The organism is Caloramator sp. mosi_1 (genome assembly GCF_028622835.1).
GTDB lineage: Bacteria > Bacillota > Clostridia > Clostridiales > Caloramatoraceae > Thermobrachium.
In genome coordinates this window covers 19,216-37,841 of the sequence record NZ_CP117677.1, presented here as the reverse complement: position 1 = coordinate 37,841, position 18,626 = coordinate 19,216, and the positions used below count along the sequence as shown (strand labels likewise).

Sequence of the window (18,626 nt, the reverse complement as noted above, 5' to 3'; positions counted from 1 at the left end):
CTTTTCAAAAATATTGAGTTTTACGTTTTTAAATCCTAATCCTTCAAGACCTGAGAAGATATCTGACACATTAATCACTCCTTCATTTTATGTTTTTCGTCTAAGCTGTATATAAATGCTATGATTCTTGCAACTGCCTCATAAAGTTCTTCCGGTATAGGTGTAGAAGGTTCAATTCTGCTCAACTTATCAACCAACACAGCATCCTCTATAATTGGTATGTCGTTTTCCTTTGCCTTGTTTAAAATTCGTTCTGCAATCTCACCAAATCCAACGGCCGTTACAACAGGTGCCTTATAATCTTTTTTGTATTTAAGTGCAACTGCCTTTTTCCTTTTCATACCTTCACATCCAGTTCATTTATTATAAAATCGTTAAAGAAGTTAATTATTTCTTTATGAGGGGGTTTTATTTCTTCAACCGATGCATTTATCAGGTTAAGTCCTATGTCATTAAGTGATTCTTTTAAAATTTTTAAGTTTGATTTAATATAATCTATATAATTTTTATCACATTTTATGTTTATAATAATGTTATCGTTGTACTTGTGTATATAGTTTTCTACTGTTCCTATGTTTTCAGTATCAACTTTTATATAGAACTTAACGTCGTTTATGTCTATTACCTTTTTTGATTTATATTTATTTTTAATTATGATACTATTTTTATATATATGGTTGTTTACACTTGTGTTGAAGAAATAAAAATTGTAATTTTTATTTAACGATTTAATTATATCAAATTTTTCGATAAAATCATCATTGCTTTTAAAAATTTCAGGATTTTTTATAATTTCCTTTGTTATGCTTTCTAAGGTATATATTTTATTTAGCGTATTATTTTTAGTAAATTTCTGTATTATAAAATTAATAAAAACATTTTCATTTATAAACTGTTTTGTATTAACAAGATTTTTAATAGAAATATCAATTTTGTTTTGGAGCAAAAAAGTTAAAAAATCTATATCTATGTCCTCAAGATGCTCAAGTTGATTTTTACATAGGAGAGGTCTTCTTCTGATATTTCAAAGTTTAAAAGGTTTTTAAATATGTTTTTATATCTTCATCCTTTAATGTTTTAAGTGCTTCTAAGGACTTTAAAGAATTAAATAGCATTAGTACATTTTCATCTGTGGCAGGTAGGTTGAATTTAATCAGAGAATTTACTATTTCTTCAGCCTTATTGAAGGGGATTGATAAATTATCAGAAATTGCCTTTAAATTAGAATATGAGGACTTTTCTTTAGGGTCTTCCATTAACCTTAAAATTACTTGGTTATCTTCTATTTTTTCAATTTTAAACTTTAAAAATTTATTCCCCTTTCAATATCTTCAGAAACAAATATGGCAGGAATAACAGTACCATCATAAAGTTTTATTGCACCCTTGTTTTCTTCAAGTGCAATTATTTTTGCATTAATTGTTGAACCTTCATATAGTTTTTGTTATTATTTGAGTAGCTGTTTAAAATTTTTTCTAAAGCTTCTATCTTCATAAAAATCACCTACTAAGTTATCGGAATAATTTCATAAAATTAAATATAAATATAAAAAATAAATTGGGAAGTGATAATTTGGCACTATATGCGATATCAGATTTACATTTATCCTTATCTACTGATAAACCTATGGATGTATTTGGAGAGCTCTGGAGAGATCATCATTTAAAAATAAAGGAAAATTGGCAGCAAAAATAAAAGAAGATGACGTTGTTTTAATTGCAGGAGATATATCTTGGGCAATGAAACTTGAGGAGGCCTATAAAGACCTTGAGTTTATACATAGTTTAAACGGTAAAAAGGTATTTATAAAAGGCAATCACGACTATTGGTGGAGTTCAATAACCAAAATAAACTCTTTATTTGATGATATGTATTTTATACAAAACACTCATTATGCCTATAATGACTATGGGATATGTGGAACAAGAGGCTGGATAAACTTAGAGAATACAGACGATGAGCACGATATTAAGGTGCATAAAGAGAACTTCTTAGACTTAGGATGTCCCTTGATAGTGCACGAAGTGCTGGATATGAAAAATTTATAGTTATGATGCATTATCCACCCTTTACAAAAATTGCTGTAAATCAAGAGTTTGTAGATGTATTAAGGGAATATCGTGTTGAAAAGGTTGTATATGGTCACATACACTATGATGCAAGGTATATTTGTGAAAATGGGGTTGTAGACGGAATAGAGTATATATGCACTTCCTGCGATATAATAGATTTTAATCCTGTGAGGATTTTATAGCTCTTTTTGGGGAAAATAATAATAGGAGGTGCGTATAATGAAGGAGTATTCTTTTAAGATACCATCTATGCACAATGAGACCTCTGCTAAAGAGATTGCAAGTATAATTACAGGAATTAGAGGAATACAAGATGTAGATGTTGACTACCAAGAGGGAACAGTTAATGTTTACTATGATGAAAATCAAGTTGTAAAGGATAAAATAAAATATACAGTTGAGAAAAAGGATTTAAAATTGATGATTAATTATTTACCACGTCGCTTATAGGTGACGTGGTTTATAACTATTTTTTACCAGTAAATTTTGAATTATTAGAAAAAACTATTGAGTTAATAGGGGACTTGTGATAATATTAAAAATAGACTCTCTCAAACAAATTTTACTAAATATTTTGACAATTAAACTAAAACTATTTATAAAGATAGGAGGAATAATATGAGCGTACATATTGGTGCAAGGGAAGGTCAAATAGCAGAAACAGTTCTACTCCCAGGGGATCCTCTAAGAGCAAAATTTATAGCAGAAAACTTCTTAGAAAATGTTGAATGCTATAATGAAGTAAGAGGTATGTATGGCTTTACTGGATATTATAAAGGCAAAAGAGTTTCAGTACAAGGAACAGGTATGGGAGTTCCTTCAATATCAATATATGTAAACGAATTAATTAACTCATATGGAGTAAAGAATCTAATAAGAATAGGAACTTGTGGTGCAATAAATGAAAATATTAAGGTTAGAGACGTTATCTTAGCGATGACATCCTGTACAACTTCAAATATAAATAGAATTAACTTTAATGGATTAGATTATGCTCCAGCAGCAAGCTTTGAACTACTATACAAGGCTTATGAATATGCTAAAAATAATGGTATAGATGTTAAGGTAGGAAATATATTAACAGAAGATTCCTTCTACCACGATGATAGAGAATTCTATAAGATTTGGTCAAAGTATGGTGTTTTAGCAGTTGAAATGGAAACAACTGCATTATATACCCTTGCTGCAAAATATGGAGTTAATGCATTAACTATATTAACAGTTTCTGACCACGTAATTACAGGTGAAGAAACAACAGCACAAGAAAGACAAACTACATTTACAAAGATGATGGAAATAGCATTAAATATTGTATAAAAATCCGCCAAATCCGCCTATGGCGGATTTTTTTATTGAGGCTGTTGAAAAAGCTATAATATGCTTGGCCCCTTGAAGGATTTCTTTGGCATTCCTTCTACGGCTTAAGCAAGTCTAAGCTTTTCTTTGTTTAAAAAGTCCTACCCTTTCAATGCAATAATCCTTGAGGGCCGCTCGGCTCATCGTGTGTCTAATTATAGACTTTTTCAAAGTTAAAAATGCTGTTGCTAAAGTTAATATAAGCCAATCTTAATCCTTTCAAGTGCTTTTATCTTTATAAATAAGCTGTATAAAAAATGTTTTTCAATAAATATATCTAATTGTATTTGGAAAAAATAAATGGAGGGAGGTGTTATTATGTCAATTTTCCGTGGATATAATTTGGAAAGACATAGAGATGATTATGTACTTATACTTTATGTAAACACAAATTCAGTTGAGCTCTCAAGTGAACTTGGAGAAATTATAAAGAAAAATTCACAGGATTTAAAGGAATATGTTCAAAAATTATAGACGATAAATTTCCAAATATAAAAATATCATCTGCTAAAATAATGCTTGGTACTATGCTTCTTGCAACTGTACCTCTTGGAATTGATGCATTAGGAACAAGGGCTAAGGCATCTATTACCTCACAACAACAAATTCCTGAGTTTTATACAGTAAAATCAGGAGACACTCTATGGAAAATATCAACAACTTTTGGTGTATCTATAGATAAAATAAGAAGTTTAAATAATTTAAAGAGCGACACTATATATGTTGGTCAAACATTAAGATTAAGGGAAGAGATAAAGGAATCATTAACTTATTACGATACCTATACTGTAAAGGCGGGAGACAGCCTTTGGAAAATAGCTCAAACCTTTGGTATATCAGTATCTCAGCTTAAAACATTAAATAATATGACCACTGATACAATATATCCAGGTCAGACCTTGAGGGTAAAAGAAAATGTAGTTTATGGCAGCTATTATACGGTAAATTCAGGGGATACACTTTGGAAGATATCCCAGAGCTTTAAAGCTACAGTAGATGAAATAAAGAGACTAAACAATTTAACATCAGATATAATAAACGTTGGCCAAAGGCTTTTTATTCCTGACAGAAACGTAGAGGAAGTAAAACCGCCAACAGTAATTCCAACACCTGTATATGACTGGCCTGCTGTTACATATATTGTACAGCCTGGTGATACTGTTTATTCTGTTGCTAAAAAGTTTAATACAACAGTTGACAATATATTAAGATATAACTATATGTCGCCTGATGATTGGCTGGATGCTGGAGATAAAATAGCCATATCAGGATATGCACCAAGAGTATATACTGTTACACCTGGTGAAGCGACTTCGCCTTCAACAAGGGGAAAGATTGTGGATTGGTTTTTAGAAGGACAGTATATATTAAAAGGGGAGACGTATTTACGATAGTAGATGTTCAAACGGGTAAACAGTTTAAGGTAAAGATGATGGGAGGATACAACCATAGTGATGTAGAGCCACTAACTGCACAGGATACAGAAACAATGAGAAGTTTATTTGGTACTTGGCAGTGGAATCCAAGAGCAGTTGTAGTATTTAAAGATGGTATGAATATTGCAGCTTCACTATCAGGTATGCCCCACAGTGCTCAAACAATTACTAATAATGGAGTAACAGGTCATTTTGACTTATATTTGAAAAATAGCATTCCTCACAGCCAAGATACATCCAATCAATATGTTGAAGCACATTATAGGAATATAAACACAGCAGCAGGATTATAATTTAAATAAATAAAAATAATGACCATATTTAGCCTAAAAATAATAAATATACAGCATTATTCCCTCTAAGTTTTCTTTACTTTTATTGAATAAAAATGTAAAATAAATTCGTAGATTTTATATAAATATAATAAGATTATATTTTGGAGGAGTTGTAATGTTGGTTAGAGAAGCTATTCCAAGTGATGTCCCGTCTGTCGCCAAGATACACATAGATGTCTGGAAGGATACTTATGAGGGAATAATACCAAGTGAAGTTTTAGAACATAGGACCTATGATGAACTTGAGGATACTTGGCTTGACAGATTGTTTGAAGACCCTGAAACAAAAGAATATATGTATGTTGCAGAGAATGAAGATGGAGAATTAGTTGGGTTTATTGTATTCTCAACAGAAGGTTTAGATAATTATCAGGGTGTTATTAAGTCAATCTATGTGTATAGTGACTATCAGCGTCAAGGGATAGGAAAGATGCTTTTTAATGCAGCAGTAGAAAAACTGCTTGAAGAAAATGTTAAAAATTTAATTGTTTGGACCTACAAGGATAATAAAAATAGAAGGTTTTATGAGAAAATGGGAGGAAAAATATATAGGGAAGTTGTAGTTGATATTGAAGGAAGAAAGGTTGCAAAAATAGCCTATGTATGGGATAATATAGAACATTGATAATTAGGCTGCGTTATGCAGCCTTAAATTTTGAGGTGATAGTATGTTTTTGTATTTTATTAATTACAGATCAGATGAAGAGGAAATTTGTAAGTTAGAGATGAGGGCTATTTTCAATAAAAACTTAAGCCAAAAATATTTTTTCAGTGAAAAGAACTTTGATATAGATAGAAGTGTTTTTATAAAGTATAAGATTGATATTTTAGCAAGCTCTAATAGTTTTGAAGAGTTAGTTAAAAGGTTGAAGAACTTAATATTTCGCAGGAAAAATATAAAGTTAAGTATTTTGATGTTGATGAAAAGGTAAGGGTTGAGTTTAATGAAAAACATAGGCTTGAGGGAATAATTGGAGAGAAAATAGAAGGAGAAGTTGACGTATATAATCCAAAGGTTATGTATGCAATAACTTTAGTTGAAGGAACTTGGGTTTTTGGTAAATACATAAAAAATAGTGGAGAATGGCATAAGCACGAACATAAACCCGTTTATTATTGTAATGCACTTCCTGTTAGAATTGCAAGAAGTATGTTAAACATAGGACTTGGGGATAGTCTTGATAAAAAAGTTGTTGATCCCTGCTGTGGTGTTGGAACGGTTCTTCTTGAGGCTTCGGCACTTGGGGTAGATATAGAGGGCTATGATATAAATGACAAGGTTGTTGAAAATGCAATAAAAAATATTGAGTTTTTGGATACGATGTTAAGGTAGAGAATAAAGACATAGCTGAGGTAGATAAAGAATATGACTTAGCTATAATTGATTTACCCTACGGTATTTTATCAATAACCTCCGAGGAAGAGATTATGCAAATATTAAAGGCGGCATCTAAAATAACAAAAGAGGCTGTGATTGCTGCTGTAAGTGATATTAGAAAGGATTTGGATATTGCAGGATTTAAAGCAGTAGATTATGCAATAGTACCTAAAAAGCATTTTAAAAGGTTTATTTTTAAATGTACGTTGAAATAAGGGGGACAGAAGATGAAGACATTAGCATTAATATTATTTTTATTAACATATTTACTTTTAATTTTTATGCCAAAATATAGAACTCAGGTGGCAGTTGTTGTAGCATTTTTGTTTGTATTATTAGGAATTCTTCCTTATAACAAGGTTTTTAGTACAATCGACTGGAATGTTATTTTAATGATTACAGGAACAATGGGTATAGTTTCTCTTTTATAGAATCAAAGATGCCCGCAGCAATGGCTGATTTTATAGTAGATAAGGTAGGTTCTGTAAAATGGGTTATTATTTCTTTATCCTTATTTGCTGGTGTTGTTTCAGCCTTTATAGATAATGTTGCAACCGTTCTTATAATAGCACCTGTTGCTTTAAATTTGGCAAGAAGAATAAATATTTCTCCTGTATATATGCTTATAGCAATATCAATTTCTTCAAATCTACAGGGAGCAGCAACATTGGTGGGGGATACAACATCTCTGCTTCTTGGTGGGTTTGCTAATATGGATTTTTTAGATTTCTTCTTTTTAAAGGAAGAATAGGATTGTTTTTTATAGTTCAAATTGGTGCAATAGTGTCAGCACTTGTTCTTGTGGTGTTTTTTAGAAAATATAATCAACCTATTCATCTTGAAGAAAAGGAAAAGGTTGAGGATATGTTTCCAACATATCTTATTATATCAATGGTTGTACTTTTAATTTTAGCTTCCTTTATACCTAATAAACCAGCTATAACAAATGGTTTAATATGCGTTGTTTTACTACAAATAGGGTTAGTAAAGGAACTTTTAATCAACAAAAATAAAAACGCATTAAATGTTACATTGCTACAAATAGATTATCAGACAATACTAATTTTAATGTCTCTTTTTATAATAATAGGAGGAATAACTGAAGTTGGAGTTATCAACGATATAAGTACATTGTTTTTAAAGCTCGGAAGTGGAGGCTTATTTACTGTTTATTCTTTATTTGTTTGGTTTTCTGTGTTAGTTTCAGCCTTTATTGATAATATACCATATACAGCGACAATGCTTCCAGTTGCAGCAAAGGTAGCAGTTGGTATGGGAATTGAGCCCTTTGTTTTATACTATGGACTTTTGGTTGGAGCAACGTTGGGTGGAAACATTACTCCAATTGGTGCATCAGCTAATATAACCACTTTAGGTATTTTGAAAAACGAGGGATATGAAGTTAAGGCTAAGGATTTTATGAAATTAAGCGTTCCCTTTACACTTTCTGCAGTAGTTACTGGATATATCATTACTTGGATTATATGGATGTAGAGTGGGAGGTATTTAAAATACCTCCCCACATATTTTTGTAAAAAATATGCATATCTTGAAATTAACTGGGAATAATATTATAATAGATAATGCAAATTATTTGCAAATAGAGGAGGGTTAATATGGAATTTCTGCACGAGGCATTACACGATACGATAATAGCACTACCAATACTTATTGTAGCCTTTGTTTTTATTGAGTTTATCAGAACATAGGATAGGTAAGAAATATGATTATAAAATAAAAAGTGCAGGAAAGTTTGGGCCTATAATTGGTGCAGCCCTTGGGATTGTACCACAGTGCGGGTTCTCAATTCTTGGAGTTATGTTTTATTTTCAAGGGTATATAACATTAGGAACACTGCTTGCAATATTTTTAGCAACCTCAGATGAAGCACTTCCTGTATTAATTTCAAATACAGAAGCTATTAATAATGTACTTCCTTTTATTCTTATAAAGTTCAGCATTGCTGTTGTTTGGGGATATTTGGTCGACTTTGTATTAAAATCTAAAGTTAACGAAGTCCAAGATACTGGAGCAGAACTTGCAATTACAGATGAGTGTTTAACTGACCACTTTAACTTTAAAGAGGTTTTGTACCATTCAATCAAAAAGAGTTTAAAGATATTTTTATATATGTTCTTAATCAATTTAGCACTTGGATATTTAGTTGAAACCTTTGAAATTAATAAAAGTGTAGGAATTTTAGGTAAAACATCCTTTATACAGCCTGTATTTGTTTCATTAGTTGGTCTTATTCCAAACTGTGCAATTTCAGTTGGAATAATTCAATCCTTTGTTTTAGGGGTAATTAGTTTTTCAAGTGCTATTGCAGGGCTTTCTGCTAATGCAGGATTAGGTTTAATATATTTAGTTAAGGAATCTAAAAATAAGATTGAAGCAGTAAAAATTATAGGACTTCTCTATGTTATAAGTGCTTTAACAGGTGTTGTCCTTCATTTTATTATATAATTATACTTTTTAACATATTTTACGAAATGCGTTGTAACTTTTAAAGGTGTGTGGTGGTACTGTTTAGAAGTTTGTAGCTTTAATTGTTAATAGGCCTCTTGAAGGGAATAAATGTTAAATAAATCCTTCAAGAGGTTAATCTATCATAATAACTTTATTTTTATAAAATATTTTTATCACTTGAATCACTAAGTAGACCTACTGCATAATTAAAGGCATCTTCAAGAACTTCTTTACAGCATTTACCGGATGGGTTTTGGGTTTTACATCTACAGCTCTTCATAGCACCCGTTGCTTCTACTAACTCTTGGAATGTTTTAACTTCTTGTTTTTCAACTATAAGTTCTAATACATCCTTCAAGGTAACATTTGCACAGTAGCATACAATAGGATTTTCTTGATTTTTGAACCAAACTGGTACCTTTACATCCCTTTGAAAATATATTTCTGAAGTTTCATTATTAAAATAAACTATATCACAATCAGGGTTTTTACAAAGCCCATATTCACTTGATTTTAAATGTTTTTTAAAGTGGTCGCAAACAAGATTTTCAACTGTAATTTTTGAACCAAGATTCCTTCATTTTTACACATTGGACAAAAATTTTGCATACCATCCCTCCGAATATTATTTTTATTTAGTTTATAATAAATTTATAATGAAGTAAATAGATATAGTATAAAAATATAAATATAAAGAAAATTTTAAAAAAGCATTGATAAATGTTATAGAATGTTATATATTATACTTGAAAAGTAAATATATTTACAGGTGCCATTATATATGGTTAAAAGGGAAAACGGTTAAAATCCGTTGCAGCCCCGCTACTGTGAGTGGTGACGAAGCCTATTTATACCACCTTGTTGGGAAGGTTAGGTAGATGATGAACCACAAGCCAGGAAACCTGCCTGTAAAGGGAGAAAGTTACCTTCGGAGGGAAGGGAGACTTAAAATATTGAACTATGGTATTTTAAGGCCCTTTTAGGGCCTTTTTTTATGATGAATAGGGAATTATAAATGTGACAGATTTAAATAGTTTTGGAGTGGATAAAATGAATAAAGATTCTTTACATATTTTTTCTTTAGTTTTATATGTACTAATGATGCTTTCTATTTCTTTTTAACCATAAACCCTTTTATATTGATGAGTATTTTAATTTGTGAAGTAGCTGTGTTTTTGTATTTAAATAAAAAGAACTTATAGTTTCAACTATAAAAGCTTTTTGCCACTTTTAATTTTAACAGTACTTATAAATTCCTTCTTTGTAAATGCTGGAGTAGTAGTACTTTTTAAGATTTTTAACAAGTATATTACCCTTGAAAATTTAATCTACAGTATTTTATTTGCAGTAAAGCTTTTAATTATTATTTATTTGTTTTATATAATTGAAATATTTATTGATTCAGATTCTGCAGTATCATTTTTTCATCAAAGATGCCAAAAACGACATTGCTTTTTATGGTTTGTTTTAAATTAGTACCTACAATGAAAAAGAAATTAAGGGATCTAAGGGATATTTATCAAGTCAGGGAGTGGAATTAAACAGTAAAAGTAGATTTCAAAGAATAAAGGCACAAATTCCCCTTATTACAGTTTTGATAGAGGAGTCCCTTGAGGCTTCCTTTGATATATCAGAATCGGCCTACATAAGAGGTTTTTTATCTGGTAAAAGAACTGTATTTAACAAAAGTAAATTTAAAAATATTGATTATGTAGTTTCTATAATAAGTATATTGACAATCTTATATTTTATACTTTTTAAAAAATTGACCGACTACAATGTTTACGATGATTATAGATTGCCAATAAATATTATTACTTTTTCTGTTTGTATTTTAGTATTTATTTTAAACTTTATAATCAATTACTACTACAAGGAGAATTGTTATGCAGATTAAAATACAAAATTTAAGCTACTATTATCCAAATTCGAAGCAAAAAGCATTAGATAGTATTAATTTAGAAATAAATGATGGCGAGTTTGTCTTAGTTGCTGGATATTCAGGCTCTGGAAAATCAACTCTTGCAAAGTGTATAACAGGGGCAGTTCCAAATTTTTATGGAGGTAAAATAGGAGGTAAAGTACTTTTAGATGATGAAGAAATATTGAATATAGAAGACAGAAGACGAGCAGGACTTATTACTATGGTATTTCAAGACCCTGAAAGGCAGCTATTAATGAATAAGGTATATAGAGAGATAGCCTTTGGGCTTGAGAACATAGCATTAGATGAAGGAACAATTAAAAAAGAATATGGGAGTCCCTTGAGTTTTGTGGAATAACAGATTTATATGATAGGGATATATCTACTTTATCAGGTGGACAAAAACAAAAGGTTGCAATAGCTTCAGCACTTTCCTTCTTGCCTAAGTGTATAATTTTGGATGAACCTACCTCACAGCTTGACCCAGTAAGTGCAGATGAGGTTTTAAATATTGTAAAAAAATAAATAGAGAGCTTATGATAAATGTAATTGTAATAGAACAGAGGGTTTCAAGGTGGTTTGACAGTATAGATAAGCTTGTTGTTATGAGGGATGGAAGGTTGGAGTTTGTAGGTACAAAGGAAGAGGCATATAGCACAGATAATAGTTTAGTTAGTCAGTTTTTACCTTCAAGGCTTAAGGTTGCAAAAAGATTGGAGTTAATCAATATCCTGCAGATAGTAGAGTCATAAAAGATAGGTTAGAGGAAATAAGCTTAAGGAGCCCTGATAAAAAGAAATTAGACCAGAGGAGAGACTAAATGTAAAGGATGTCACAGTTAAATATGCTGGTATTATAGCTGTAAAAAATGTTGGATTTAGCATTAAAAAGGGTGAAATAGCAGCTCTTATAGGGCCTAATGGTGCAGGAAAATCAACACTTTTAAAGGCTATAATGGGGCTTTTAGATTATAAGGGAAATGTGTTTTTAGATGGGAAAACAATAAATAAATTGAATGTTAAAAATAGGGCACAGTATATAGGATATCTTTCTCAGAACCCTAATGACTATATTACAAAGGATACAGTATATGATGAGCTTTTGTTTACATTAAACAACTTCAACATAGGTAATAAAGAAATAATAGATGAAATACTAAAAAATTAGATTTATATAAACATAAAGATAAAAATCCGCGGGATTTAAGTGGAGGAGAAAAGCAAAGACTTGCACTGGCAAATACACTTATATTAAGGCCTAAGGTTCTTCTTTTAGATGAACCAACAAGAGGGATTGATAATAACATTAAAGCAGAAATAGCAGAGATATTAAGAAGACTTGCAGAGGAAGAAGTATCAATAATATTGATTACCCACGATATTGAATTTGCAGCAGATGTGGCGGATAAATTTATTTTAATGTTTAATGGTGAAATAGCTGAGATAGGAGATAATAAAGTTTTAGAGGATTGTATCTTTTATACAACAGAAATAAACAAATTAACTCGTGATTTTAAGGGTGGAATTTTTACCTTTAAACAGTTTATAGAGGCTTTGGAGGGAAATAAGTGAATATTGAACTTTTAATAAATATATCTTTAATAGTAATTTTGTTTGCTTCCTTTTATATTTTGAAGGGAGCAAAATGGGCACAAAGGAGATAGGAGTTATAGCAACTTTAGGTGCAATTGCAGGTGTATTTAGAATCCCCTTTGGAGCAATTCCAAATGTACAGCCAACAACCTTTATAGTTGCAGTTTCTGGTAATGTGTTTGGTCCCTTTGTGGGTTTTTTAGTGGGAAATGTAGCTGCCTTTGTTTCAAATATATTTTTAGGCCACGGTCCCTGGACAATATGGCAGATGTTTGCTTGGGGATTGGTTGGAATGATTTCAGGATGTATTAGAAAAAGATTAAGATTGAGTATTTTTCAATCATTTGTTTTCTTTATGGTTTTCTGTTTGATTGGATTATGAATCTTTGGCACGTTATAGGCTTTATTAGGCCTATAAATATAAAAACTATTGCCTTAGCCTATTTGTCAGGATTAGTATTTGATGTACTTCATTCAAGTTCAAACTTTATTTTTTCTATTCTATTCTACGATGAAATGTATAAAATACTAAAACGATTTAAGAATAGGCTTGAGGTAACATATATTAAAGAAGTGGGGGCGACCTATGAAAAGATAGTTTCAAAAGTTATTCTTTCTGTGTTTATCTTATTACAATTCCTATCAATACTACCTAAGAAGACATTAGCAAACACTAATGGTTCGTATGTAGTAGTTCAAAGCAATCAAGGTATAATTGCAGAGGGACAGACAAATAAGACTAACGCCCTTGAGGCCTTAGATGAAATTCTAAAGTCAAAGGGAATAAGTTATGTAGTTAAAGACAGTAGCTACGGCAAGTATATTTCAGAAATTAATGGTCTTAAGGAAAAAGATTTAGGTGATTCTTCTGGTTGGATGTATGCAATCCAAAGGGATGGACAGTATGATATACCTTGGACTTCAATCGACGCAACAGAACTTAAAAATGGAGATAGACTTTTAGTTTATTTTGGATGTTATCCAAAGCCATACTTGGCAAACGACATTAAGTTTTCAACTTTAAGTCCTAACAAGGCATTAGTTATAACCTTTAATAATATTGGCTGGGATAATTCAGTAACTAAAATCCAAGGATTTAATGCAGAGATAGATGGTAAAAGCGTACAAGTTGTAGAAAACAAAATAGAACTTCCACAGGGACTTAAGGAAGGAGTTCACGAACTTAAGTTTTATGATTTTAAAGAGGGAAGCGGCATACCTAATATAGTTGCAGATACAATTAAATTTGAAATAAAAAAGCCAAAGTTTACAGTAAGGGTTGAAGGATTGCTGGATACAATAGTAAGAGGAGAAGTAGAAGAATTAAATGCACTTTTAGGATTAGAAAAAGTACTTAATGATAACGGTATTTCATATAAGGTTGCAGAAAGTCAATGGGGTAAATATGTTGAAGAAATAAATGGGCTTAAGGCTGGAAAATTTGGTGGATATGACGGATGGATGTATTATATAAAAAATAAAAATAAAATAGAAACTCCAATGGTGGGAATAGACTCATATATTCCAGATAATGGTGATGAGATAGTTGTTTTCTATGGAGACTTTACAACAACCTATGCAAATACTATAAGATTTACTCAGAGATAGTAGAACCTAATAAACCTTTTAAGATTCAGTTTGCCTACACATATTATGATTATTATCAAAATAAGGATGTAACAACTCCAATTGTTGGTGCAATAGTAACGATAGATAGTCAAAATTACATCACAGATGATAAGGGTGAAATAAGTGTAGATGGATTAGAAAAGGGAGAACACAGCTATAGAATAAGTGGCTATAATGCGAATAAACCTCCAACAGTTGTTAAGGATGAGGGTGTATTTAATATAGATGGAGTTAACAGCCCAAGTTTAGATTATAGAGATAGTGCATATTCTGAGGTTGTTTCAAAGGATAATAAACTTATAATTAAGGATATAGAAAAGGATTTAAATAAAACCTTAAGCTATATTGAAAACAATCAATTAGATATGTGGGCATTTTTAAGCCTTTCTAAGATGGGAAAAAGGTAGATGAGAAGTTAATTGAAGAAGCAGCAAAGGAACTTAAATCCTATGGAATAGATGAATATACAAATACAGATATTGAAAAATTAATACTTACATTAACAGCAGCAGGCTATAGTCCATACAACTTTGCGGGATACAATTTAATGGATGAACTATATAACAAAAGAAGTCTTGATAAATTCCTTATAAACGATGCGGTATTTGCACTGCTTGCATTAGATTATACAGCAGATAAGGCAAATTATAAAACAACAAGGGAAAAGCTTGTTGAGTTTATATTAGACAAGGCAGTTACGGTAAATAAAAATGGAAAAGAACTATATGGATGGACATTAAATACTGAAATGGGAATTAATCCAGATATTACAGGTGTAGCTTTAGCGGCACTTTCACCTTATATGTCAGATAATAACGTAAAGCAGGCGGTAGAAAAGGCAGTGGACAGTCTGTCAAAAATGCAGCTTGATTCTGGATATATACCAGATAGCTTTGGTGCATTTAGTGAAACAATTTCATTTGTAATATTAGGACTTACTGCAGTTGGAGAAAATCCAGAGGGAGTTAAGTTTACAAAAATAAATGGGGACCTGTATTCTGCCCTTTTAAGCTTTAGGGCTCAGGATGGTCAGTTTGCTCACGAATTAAATAAGAAGGCAGATTATATGGCAACAGAACAAGCCTTAAGGGCACTTATTGCAATAAGAGAATTTAAAAAGACAGGAAGATATAACTTCTTTGAAAATAATGTAGATACAAGTAAGCTAAAGGCATATGACTATGAAGGTGAAGAAGAAGCAAATAAGTTGCTTCCAAAGACAGGTGCTATGTTTGATGCAAATGTAGCTGTAGCATTGGCAGTGGTAATGATAATAGTTGGTGTAGTATTGATTAAGAGGCAAAAAGAGCTTAGGAGGCAGCGTTATGAGGAAAAAGTTACTGCTAATTGTAGTAATGCTTGTTTTATCAGTTACAGCAATAACCTTTGCAGGCAGTTTACAAAACAGGCTTCAACAATCTCAGTTAGAAAATACAATAGTAAGTGATAAAAATGAAATCAAAGAAGAGAAAAAGAATGAAATTAAGCAGGATGAAAGTGACAAAAAGGAAAATATACAAGAAAAGGGAATCAATGTAGTAGATAACAAAGAAGAGAAAAAGGTAAGTGAAAATAAAGATGTAGTTGACAAAAAGAGTGAATCTACTAAAAGGGAAGATAAGGAGAGTAAATCTCAAAATACAAATAATGATTCAAAAAATAATAAAACCACCCCACAAAAACCAAACTTTTATATAATCGATACGGTAAATAATAGGGTTATATATAAGGGCTATGTTGATATTAACTCAAAAACAGCAGGAGATGTTACGCTTAAGGTATTGATTGATAACAAGATATCCTATAGAGCAAAGGGTACAGGTGGAAGCATATATTTTTCATCAATCGCTGGATTGAAGGAAAGGGATTATGGTGCAAATAGTGGATGGTGCTATTATGTAAATGGTGTAAAACCTTCTGTCGGTGCAGGGTCATATATCTTAAAGGATGGGGATGTTTTAGAGTGGAAGTATCTTGAGGACGGGCTAAAATAGCCCGTCCTCAGATTGTTGAAAAAGCTATAATATGTTTGGCCCCTTGAAGTATTTCCTTGGCATTCCTTCATTTCGCTAACCAAGTGTAAGCTTTTCTTTGTTTGAAAAAGCCCTACCCTCGCGATGCCTAATCCTTGAGGGCTGCTCGGTTCGGCACATCGTGTGCTGAATTTAGGACTTTTTCAAAGTCTAAAACTGCACTTGTTAAAGCTTATGAAATATGCCAATTTGAAATCCTTTCAAGGGGCAGATTTGTAATTAGAGTATCTTTTATGTTTGTCAGCAATCTGAGGTTGTTTTATATTTAACCGTTTTATAGTATAATCTTAAAGGGAATATTTAAGAAAGGATGATTGGGTTGAAATACAAATTAATAGCAATGGATATGGATGGGACACTTTTAAATAGCCAAAAACAGGTTAGTGAATATACTAAGGATGTATTAAGAAGGGCTTCAGAAAAGGGAATTAAACTTGTGATTTGTACAGGTAGGATTTTCACCTCTGCAAAATCCTATGCAAGAATAATAGGTACTAAGGCACCTATTATAGCATCAAATGGAGCATATATACGTGAAAAGGATAGAAATGAAGTTATATATGAAAAGTACATAAATAAAGACACATTGATGAATATAATAAAGCTAACAAGAGAATGGGGATTTTATCCACATATATACACAACAGATACTATTTATTCAGAAAAGCTTATACACTCATCACTTAACTATTCAAAATGGAATGAAACAGTTCCAGAGGATGAAAGAATAAACATACAGATTGTTGATAGCCTTGAGGATGTAGTTGAAAAAGAGGGAGAGAATTTCTTAAAGGTTGTTGTTATGGCTCTTGAGGATGAAATAGAAAAGCTGCAAAGGCTAAAGAAATATATAAGAGATAATATGGAGGTTTCAATATTCTCATCCTATATGAATAATTTTGAGGTAATGGATAAAGAAGTATCAAAGGGTAAGGCATTGAGTAGACTGGCTGAATTTTTTAATATAAAAAGAGAAGAGATAGTGTGTTTTGGAGATAATGAAAATGATAGAACAATGTTTGAGTTTGCAGGACTTCCTATTGCAATGGGCAATGCAGAGGAGGAGCTGAAGGAAATAGCCGCCTATGTGACGGATACAAATGATAATGATGGAGTAGCAAAGGCAATAGAGGAGTTAATTTTAAGGGAGTAGGCAACTACTCCCTTGTATTTAAAATTATATTTTCAAGATTTATTAGTTTTTGCTTTTGTTCTTCAGGCAAACTCTTTAAGATTTCCTGCCTAAACATAAGCCCGAGATTTTTTCGCTCTAAATTATTGACAGAAACCTCTGTCCAATCTACTTTTGTTTTTATAGATCAAATCAAAATCTACAATTCTTGTACCATCATCAGTATATTCCAGCCCAAGTAATATCTTTTTATTTCAGTTGGCGGTAAAAGGGTAAAAAGTTTAATTTGATAAACCAATACTGTTAAAAGAAACCTTGGAGTATCTTTTGTCCACATTTCTCCTAATATAAATCCAATATCTAAGTTATCAAGGGCAATTGCAAGTCTTTTATAATGTAAATCATATTTACTGTATCTGTCATAAATACGGATGCTTAATTCATACCAAGGTTTATCAATTAAACCTTCATTTAAGAACCTTAATGCTTGAGTTCTGAGTTTAGAAAATACAGTATTAACATTTTCAGAAATAAGTAGAGTAGTTGAATTAAAGGAATTTAGAGTAAGTTTACTGTTTAGTGGTTTATCTGTAAAAAGGATTATGGTTTGATTTGATTCTCCTATATCTAAACTGTCAAATATAGAGAGCATTTTTGCTTGATATTCATAAGCAACAGAACTTATTATCTTATCTTTATCTCCTTGAGTTCTCATAACTATAATTCCAGGTGCTGTTCTGATGTCGCTTATTTTTTATATATTCCTTTGTTTATTACATTGTTATAGAATTCATCAGAATGTATGTTTACGTAGATTGTTGCTAAAATGTCTTTAATATGTGCAATTTTTTTATTTGGTTCTGTAATAAATACAATGGTTGAATTTTCAAAGGATGAATTAAGGGCATCTATAACATCAGTTTTTACTGCATCAAAATTATTTGTTATTTCATCTAAAAGTTCAATAGGATTTTGACTTCCTACTACTACCATCTTTGGACCTAATCTAAAAAGTGAAAGCATAAAATTTCCCCCAATTAAATTCCTATCTTTGTTCTAAGTAATCTATAATTATCTGTTCCAAATGGATATTTAAGATGGAAAACATCGCGTGTCTCAATATCAATTATGTTTATTGAGTAGATTCCATTTAGATGATTTTCAGTTCCTTTGCTTTTATCGTGTCCATATAAATAAAAATCACATTTGTTTTTAGGTAGGTTTTGTATTTTGTGGGATAACCCCATACAAAGTCCATCAATATTAAGAG

At 31.2% G+C, this 18,626-nt stretch carries 31 protein-coding genes, 3 pseudogenes and 1 riboswitch; of the genes and pseudogenes, 26 read left to right on the top strand and 8 right to left on the bottom strand.

Annotated features, from left to right (window positions below; genetic code table 11):
* Positions 1-74: 74 nt before the first annotated feature.
* The 3 genes from PL321_RS00270 to PL321_RS00260 all read right to left on the bottom strand — a co-directional run bounded on the left by PL321_RS00270 (position 75) and on the right by PL321_RS00260 (position 1,256).
* Positions 75-341 (bottom strand): EscU/YscU/HrcU family type III secretion system export apparatus switch protein, encoded by a 267-nt coding sequence (locus PL321_RS00270; protein WP_273963065.1) that lies wholly within the window; start codon positions 339-341, stop codon positions 75-77.
* Complete coding sequence (gene fliK, locus PL321_RS00265; RefSeq protein WP_273963064.1) at positions 338-946, bottom strand: flagellar hook-length control protein FliK; 609 nt, start codon at positions 944-946, stop codon at positions 338-340. Before fliK ends, PL321_RS00270 begins: the two co-directional genes overlap by 4 nt.
* An 85-nt stretch (positions 947-1,031) precedes the next feature.
* Positions 1,032-1,256 (bottom strand): hypothetical protein, encoded by a 225-nt coding sequence (locus PL321_RS00260; protein WP_273963063.1) that lies wholly within the window; start codon positions 1,254-1,256, stop codon positions 1,032-1,034.
* 316 nt (positions 1,257-1,572) lie between these two features.
* On the opposite strand from PL321_RS00260, the pseudogene PL321_RS00255 reads away from it, so the two are divergent.
* The 14 genes and pseudogenes from PL321_RS00255 (at position 1,573) to PL321_RS00200 (ending at position 9,043) form a co-directional block, all read left to right on the top strand.
* Positions 1,573-2,254: pseudogene (locus PL321_RS00255) on the top strand (metallophosphoesterase).
* 37 nt (positions 2,255-2,291) lie between these two features.
* The gene (locus PL321_RS00250; protein WP_273963062.1) at positions 2,292-2,522 is read left to right on the top strand and encodes a heavy-metal-associated domain-containing protein; all 231 of its coding nucleotides are present in this window, start codon (positions 2,292-2,294) and stop codon (positions 2,520-2,522) included.
* Positions 2,523-2,690: 168 nt separating this feature from the next.
* On the top strand, positions 2,691-3,389 hold the full coding sequence (deoD, locus tag PL321_RS00245; protein WP_273963061.1) for a purine-nucleoside phosphorylase: 699 nt from the start codon (positions 2,691-2,693) through the stop codon (positions 3,387-3,389).
* Positions 3,390-3,746: 357 nt separating this feature from the next.
* Positions 3,747-3,902 (top strand): hypothetical protein, encoded by a 156-nt coding sequence (locus tag PL321_RS00240; RefSeq protein ID WP_273963060.1) that lies wholly within the window; start codon positions 3,747-3,749, stop codon positions 3,900-3,902.
* A 41-nt stretch (positions 3,903-3,943) separates the two neighbouring features.
* Positions 3,944-4,822, top strand: a complete 879-nt coding sequence (locus PL321_RS00235; RefSeq protein ID WP_273963059.1) for a LysM peptidoglycan-binding domain-containing protein — start codon at positions 3,944-3,946, stop codon at positions 4,820-4,822.
* Positions 4,771-5,157 carry a hypothetical protein gene (locus PL321_RS00230; RefSeq protein WP_273963058.1) on the top strand — a complete coding sequence of 129 codons (387 nt, stop codon included), beginning with the start codon at positions 4,771-4,773 and terminating at the stop codon, positions 5,155-5,157. Before PL321_RS00235 ends, PL321_RS00230 begins: the two co-directional genes overlap by 52 nt.
* A gap of 157 nt (positions 5,158-5,314) precedes the next feature.
* Positions 5,315-5,824 (top strand): GNAT family N-acetyltransferase, encoded by a 510-nt coding sequence (locus PL321_RS00225; protein ID WP_273963057.1) that lies wholly within the window; start codon positions 5,315-5,317, stop codon positions 5,822-5,824.
* 43 nt (positions 5,825-5,867) lie between these two features.
* Positions 5,868-6,131: a hypothetical protein gene (locus PL321_RS00220; protein WP_273963056.1), complete on the top strand. Its 264-nt coding sequence runs from the start codon at positions 5,868-5,870 to the stop codon at positions 6,129-6,131.
* Between the two features lie 86 nt (positions 6,132-6,217).
* Positions 6,218-6,532 (top strand): TRM11 family SAM-dependent methyltransferase, encoded by a 315-nt coding sequence (locus PL321_RS00215; RefSeq protein WP_273963055.1) that lies wholly within the window; start codon positions 6,218-6,220, stop codon positions 6,530-6,532.
* A 95-nt stretch (positions 6,533-6,627) separates the two neighbouring features.
* Positions 6,628-6,792 (top strand): hypothetical protein, encoded by a 165-nt coding sequence (locus PL321_RS00210; protein ID WP_273963054.1) that lies wholly within the window; start codon positions 6,628-6,630, stop codon positions 6,790-6,792.
* Positions 6,793-6,804: 12 nt separating this feature from the next.
* On the top strand, positions 6,805-7,008 hold the full coding sequence (locus tag PL321_RS19280) for a hypothetical protein (RefSeq protein ID WP_337960902.1): 204 nt from the start codon (positions 6,805-6,807) through the stop codon (positions 7,006-7,008).
* An 8-nt stretch (positions 7,009-7,016) separates the two neighbouring features.
* Positions 7,017-7,328 carry an SLC13 family permease gene (locus PL321_RS19275; RefSeq protein ID WP_337960901.1) on the top strand — a complete coding sequence of 104 codons (312 nt, stop codon included), beginning with the start codon at positions 7,017-7,019 and terminating at the stop codon, positions 7,326-7,328.
* A 2-nt stretch (positions 7,329-7,330) separates the two neighbouring features.
* Positions 7,331-8,071, top strand: a complete 741-nt coding sequence (locus PL321_RS19270; protein WP_337960900.1) for an SLC13 family permease — start codon at positions 7,331-7,333, stop codon at positions 8,069-8,071.
* Positions 8,072-8,266: 195 nt separating this feature from the next.
* The gene (locus PL321_RS00200) at positions 8,267-9,043 is read left to right on the top strand and encodes a putative manganese transporter (RefSeq protein ID WP_273963053.1); all 777 of its coding nucleotides are present in this window, start codon (positions 8,267-8,269) and stop codon (positions 9,041-9,043) included.
* A gap of 160 nt (positions 9,044-9,203) precedes the next feature.
* On the opposite strand, the gene PL321_RS00195 is transcribed toward PL321_RS00200, so the two are convergent.
* On the bottom strand, positions 9,204-9,404 hold the full coding sequence (locus tag PL321_RS00195) for a hypothetical protein (RefSeq protein ID WP_273963052.1): 201 nt from the start codon (positions 9,402-9,404) through the stop codon (positions 9,204-9,206).
* Positions 9,405-9,476: 72 nt separating this feature from the next.
* A pseudogene (locus tag PL321_RS20590) lies at positions 9,477-9,605 on the bottom strand (Csac_0668 family 2Fe-2S cluster-binding (seleno)protein); the annotation flags it as partial.
* A 191-nt stretch (positions 9,606-9,796) separates the two neighbouring features.
* Positions 9,797-9,970, top strand: a riboswitch (cobalamin riboswitch).
* Positions 9,971-10,577: 607 nt separating this feature from the next.
* Between PL321_RS20590 and PL321_RS00190 the strand changes: the two are divergent.
* The 12 genes and pseudogenes from PL321_RS00190 to PL321_RS00135 all read left to right on the top strand — a co-directional run bounded on the left by PL321_RS00190 (position 10,578) and on the right by PL321_RS00135 (position 17,377).
* A complete protein-coding gene (locus tag PL321_RS00190; RefSeq protein ID WP_273963051.1) occupies positions 10,578-10,943 on the top strand; it encodes a hypothetical protein in 366 nt (121 codons plus the stop codon).
* Positions 10,933-11,328: an ATP-binding cassette domain-containing protein gene (locus tag PL321_RS00185; RefSeq protein WP_273963050.1), complete on the top strand. Its 396-nt coding sequence runs from the start codon at positions 10,933-10,935 to the stop codon at positions 11,326-11,328. The genes PL321_RS00190 and PL321_RS00185 overlap by 11 nt, the downstream gene beginning before the upstream one ends.
* Positions 11,298-11,495 carry an ATP-binding cassette domain-containing protein gene (locus PL321_RS00180; RefSeq protein ID WP_337961012.1) on the top strand — a complete coding sequence of 66 codons (198 nt, stop codon included), beginning with the start codon at positions 11,298-11,300 and terminating at the stop codon, positions 11,493-11,495. The genes PL321_RS00185 and PL321_RS00180 overlap by 31 nt, the downstream gene beginning before the upstream one ends.
* An 11-nt stretch (positions 11,496-11,506) precedes the next feature.
* Positions 11,507-11,722: a hypothetical protein gene (locus PL321_RS00175; protein ID WP_273963049.1), complete on the top strand. Its 216-nt coding sequence runs from the start codon at positions 11,507-11,509 to the stop codon at positions 11,720-11,722.
* A gap of 46 nt (positions 11,723-11,768) precedes the next feature.
* A complete protein-coding gene (locus tag PL321_RS00170; RefSeq protein ID WP_337961011.1) occupies positions 11,769-12,137 on the top strand; it encodes an ATP-binding cassette domain-containing protein in 369 nt (122 codons plus the stop codon).
* 59 nt (positions 12,138-12,196) lie between these two features.
* Positions 12,197-12,295: pseudogene (locus PL321_RS00165) on the top strand (ABC transporter ATP-binding protein); the annotation flags it as partial.
* Positions 12,296-12,334: 39 nt separating this feature from the next.
* The gene (locus PL321_RS00160; protein ID WP_273963048.1) at positions 12,335-12,541 is read left to right on the top strand and encodes a hypothetical protein; all 207 of its coding nucleotides are present in this window, start codon (positions 12,335-12,337) and stop codon (positions 12,539-12,541) included.
* Between the two features lie 73 nt (positions 12,542-12,614).
* Complete coding sequence (locus PL321_RS00155; RefSeq protein WP_273963047.1) at positions 12,615-12,944, top strand: ECF transporter S component; 330 nt, start codon at positions 12,615-12,617, stop codon at positions 12,942-12,944.
* 62 nt (positions 12,945-13,006) lie between these two features.
* Positions 13,007-14,170: a DUF4430 domain-containing protein gene (locus tag PL321_RS00150; RefSeq protein ID WP_273963046.1), complete on the top strand. Its 1,164-nt coding sequence runs from the start codon at positions 13,007-13,009 to the stop codon at positions 14,168-14,170.
* A 568-nt stretch (positions 14,171-14,738) separates the two neighbouring features.
* Positions 14,739-15,638 carry an LPXTG cell wall anchor domain-containing protein gene (locus PL321_RS00145; RefSeq protein WP_273963045.1) on the top strand — a complete coding sequence of 300 codons (900 nt, stop codon included), beginning with the start codon at positions 14,739-14,741 and terminating at the stop codon, positions 15,636-15,638.
* Positions 15,547-16,185 (top strand): DUF4430 domain-containing protein, encoded by a 639-nt coding sequence (locus PL321_RS00140; protein WP_273964309.1) that lies wholly within the window; start codon positions 15,547-15,549, stop codon positions 16,183-16,185. Before PL321_RS00145 ends, PL321_RS00140 begins: the two co-directional genes overlap by 92 nt.
* Before the next feature lie 358 nt (positions 16,186-16,543).
* Entirely contained in the window at positions 16,544-17,377 is an 834-nt protein-coding gene (locus PL321_RS00135) for a Cof-type HAD-IIB family hydrolase (protein WP_273963044.1), read from the top strand.
* Positions 17,378-17,555: 178 nt separating this feature from the next.
* On the opposite strand, the gene PL321_RS00130 is transcribed toward PL321_RS00135, so the two are convergent.
* From PL321_RS00130 to PL321_RS00120, 3 genes are read right to left on the bottom strand one after another with little or no spacing between them, the layout of a single operon-like run.
* A complete protein-coding gene (locus tag PL321_RS00130) occupies positions 17,556-18,071 on the bottom strand; it encodes a hypothetical protein (protein WP_273963043.1) in 516 nt (171 codons plus the stop codon).
* A 32-nt stretch (positions 18,072-18,103) separates the two neighbouring features.
* Complete coding sequence (locus PL321_RS00125; protein ID WP_273963042.1) at positions 18,104-18,379, bottom strand: hypothetical protein; 276 nt, start codon at positions 18,377-18,379, stop codon at positions 18,104-18,106.
* A 14-nt stretch (positions 18,380-18,393) separates the two neighbouring features.
* The gene (locus PL321_RS00120) at positions 18,394-18,603 is read right to left on the bottom strand and encodes a hypothetical protein (RefSeq protein WP_273963041.1); all 210 of its coding nucleotides are present in this window, start codon (positions 18,601-18,603) and stop codon (positions 18,394-18,396) included.
* Between the last annotated feature and the right edge of the window lie 23 nt (positions 18,604-18,626).